3 protein-coding genes are annotated in these 2,789 nt (G+C 69.5%); 2 read left to right on the forward strand and 1 reads right to left on the reverse strand.

All coding sequences use genetic code 11. The annotated features are described in order from the left end of the window. Window positions 1-577 (reverse strand): AAA family ATPase (locus GJ632_RS20735; RefSeq protein ID WP_191453913.1); only part of this gene is annotated, 577 nt, incomplete at its 3' end. A 146-nt stretch (window positions 578-723) separates the two neighbouring features. On the opposite strand from GJ632_RS20735, the gene GJ632_RS20740 reads away from it, so the two are divergent. Then, a complete protein-coding gene (locus GJ632_RS20740; RefSeq protein WP_191453914.1) occupies window positions 724-1,194 on the forward strand; it encodes a response regulator in 471 nt (156 codons plus the stop codon). After that, window positions 1,191-2,789 (forward strand): PAS domain S-box protein (locus tag GJ632_RS20745; RefSeq protein WP_343161301.1); only part of this gene is annotated, 1,599 nt, incomplete at its 3' end. The genes GJ632_RS20740 and GJ632_RS20745, both read left to right, overlap by 4 nt.

The raw sequence follows: 2,789 nt of genomic DNA on the forward strand, positions 1-2,789 counted from the left end.
CGACGACGAGGTCGGCCTCGGCGCCGACGTGCGTGAGGCGCGTCCGCATTCGCTGGACGGCGTCCGCCCCGCGCGTCGTCCCCGGCGCGACGACGACGGCGCGGTCGGCGGCGTTCACCGCCGCTATCGCCTGATTCGCGGCTATCGGCGGCACGTCCACCAGCACGTGGTCGAACCGTTCGGCCGCCGCCGTCAGTCGCGTCTCCAGACGCCGGGCGGCGTCCGGCGTCTTCGCCCGCGCGAACCGCTCGAACGGTGCGAACGCCGGGCAGACCGCGATTCGTCCCGGCACCGCCACGTCGAGCGTTGTCAATCCGTCCGATAGCGGGGCGTCCGCCTCGTCGGTCAGCAGTGCCGTCAGGTCGGGCGCTATCTGCCCCTCGACGTGGGCCGCGAGTCCCTGCGTGGCGAACGCGGCGTCGAACACGCCGACGTCCGCACCGTCGGCGGCGAGGGCGGCGGCGACTTCCAGCGTACACCGCGTCGTCCCCGCCCCGCCCGTCGCCCCGACGAACGCGACGCAGTTCGCCGCTGTCGTTCGGGCCCCGTCGCCACTCGTGCCGCCGGTGTCGTCCATGCCTCGCGATGGCCGCGTACTCCACCTAAAACGTCCGGTCTGCGCGACAGTCTTTCACTCCGACGATACGTCCGTTCGCTGCGGAGACGACGGCCGAGAGTCGCTTTCTCCAAACACTTATCCGCGGAGACTTTTTTGTAGGCAGTATGATTCGCGATGCAGAGTCCGTCTCCGTACTCTGCGTTGACGACGAACCCGGGTTCGCCGACCTCACTGCGACGTACCTCGAACGGTACGACGACCAGTTCTCCGTCACCACGGCGACGTCCGGACCGGCCGGTCTCAGGACCCTGATGGAGACCGACTTCGACTGCGTCGTCAGTGACTACGAGATGCCCGAGATGGACGGACTGGCGTTTCTCGAAGCCGTCCGCGCGGACCACCCGGACCTGCCGTTCGTCCTGTTCACGGGCGAGGGGTCCGAGTCGGTTGCCAGCGACGCGATTTCGGCGGGCGTCTCCGCGTACGTACAGAAGGGGGCGGGGACCAGTCACTACCGGACGCTCGCCCGCCGCGTCCGCAACGCCGTCGAACTGGTCCGGGCGAACGCGCGCGCCGAGGAGGCGCAGACGCGAGCGCGCGTGATACTCGAGAGTTCGCCGGACGCATCGACGTGACCGTCGACGGCCGGTTCGTGTACGCCAACCCGGCCGCCGTCGACCTGTTGGGCGCTGATAGCGAGGCGGAGTTGCTGGGGCGGGACGCCTTCGAGTTCGTCGCTCCGGAGGACGAAGCGGGCACCGAGGAGGCGATATCGCGCCTCGAACGGGACGGCGCGGTCTCCCAGTCGCGTCGACTCGTCCGGACGCTGGACGGGGAGACGGTTCCGGTCGAGGGGACGGCCCGCCCCATCGTCTGGGACGGCGAGGACGGCGTCGTCGCCATCTTCCGGCGCGTCTCCGAACAGGAGGAACGCGAGTACGAGCGGACGCGGTACGCCGCCGCGTTCGCCGGCGCGATGGACGCCATCGTCGTCGCCGACGACGAGGGGCGGTACATCGACGCGAATCAGAGCGCCTGCGACCTGTTCGGCGTCTCCCGGGAGGAGTTGCTGGACAGACACATCGGCGACTTCGCGACCGAGGACTTCGCGTTCGGCGACGCGTGGTCGTCGTTCCACACCGCGGGCGAGGACCGCGGCGTCTTCTCTCTGGTCCGCCCGGACGGCGAGCGCCGAATCGTCGAGTACGCGGCGACGCAGGACGTCGTCCCGGGCGAGCACCTGTCGGTCCTGCGCGACGTGACAGAACGCGCCCGACTGGAGGAACGCCGACAGGCCGACCACGAGGCGTTGGAACAGATGCACCGCATCGTCGCCGACAGGGACGAACCGCTCGACGCGAAGGTCGAGCAGTTGCTCGAACTCGGGACCGACTACCTGGGCGTGCCGTACGGCTTCCTGACGCGTATCACGGACGAGACGCAGACCGTCGTGGCGTCTGTCGGCGACCACGAACTGCTCCAACCGAACGAGTCCGGACCGCTCTCGAAGGCGTACTGTCGGAAGACCGTCGTGGACGACGAACTCGTCAGCGTGCAGCACGCGTCGGCCGAGGGCTGGGCGGACGACCCGGCGTACGAGCGGTTCGACCTCGGCTGTTACATCGGCGCGAAAGTCGTCGTCGAGGGCGACCTGTACGGGACGTTCTGCTTCGCGGGCACCGACCCGCGCGCGGAGTCGTTCTCCCACGGCGAGGAGGCGTTCGTCGAGTTGCTGGCGCGGTGGGTGGCGTACGAACTCGAACGCCGGCGGAACACGGAGGCGCTCCAGAGCCAGACCGAGCGGTTGGCGGAGTTCGCCTCGGTGGTGAGTCACGACCTCAGAAATCCGCTCTCGGTCGCCACCGGCTACCTCGACCTCGCCCGCGAGGAGGGCGACCCCGAGCAGTTCGACCGCGTCGAGACCGCTCTCGACCGGATGGAGCGCATCATCGACGACCTGCTGTACCTCGCGCGGGAGAACGAGCAGATACGGGACACCGAACCCGTGGAGCTAGACGACGCGGTCGAGCAGACCTGGCAGACCGTCGTCGACGCCGACGCGGCGGCGACGCTCTCGACGGTGGGTGACCTCGGGACGGTCGTCGCCGACCGCAACCGACTGTACCAGCTTCTGGAGAACCTCTTTCGGAACGCGCTGGACCACGCGCGACGCGTCACGTCCGGGTCGTCGCCGACGGCCGACGGGTCGCCGTCGAGGACGACGGTCCCG

Source organism: Halogeometricum sp. CBA1124, from assembly GCF_009741955.1.
Lineage (GTDB): Archaea > Halobacteriota > Halobacteria > Halobacteriales > Haloferacaceae > Halogeometricum > Halogeometricum rufum.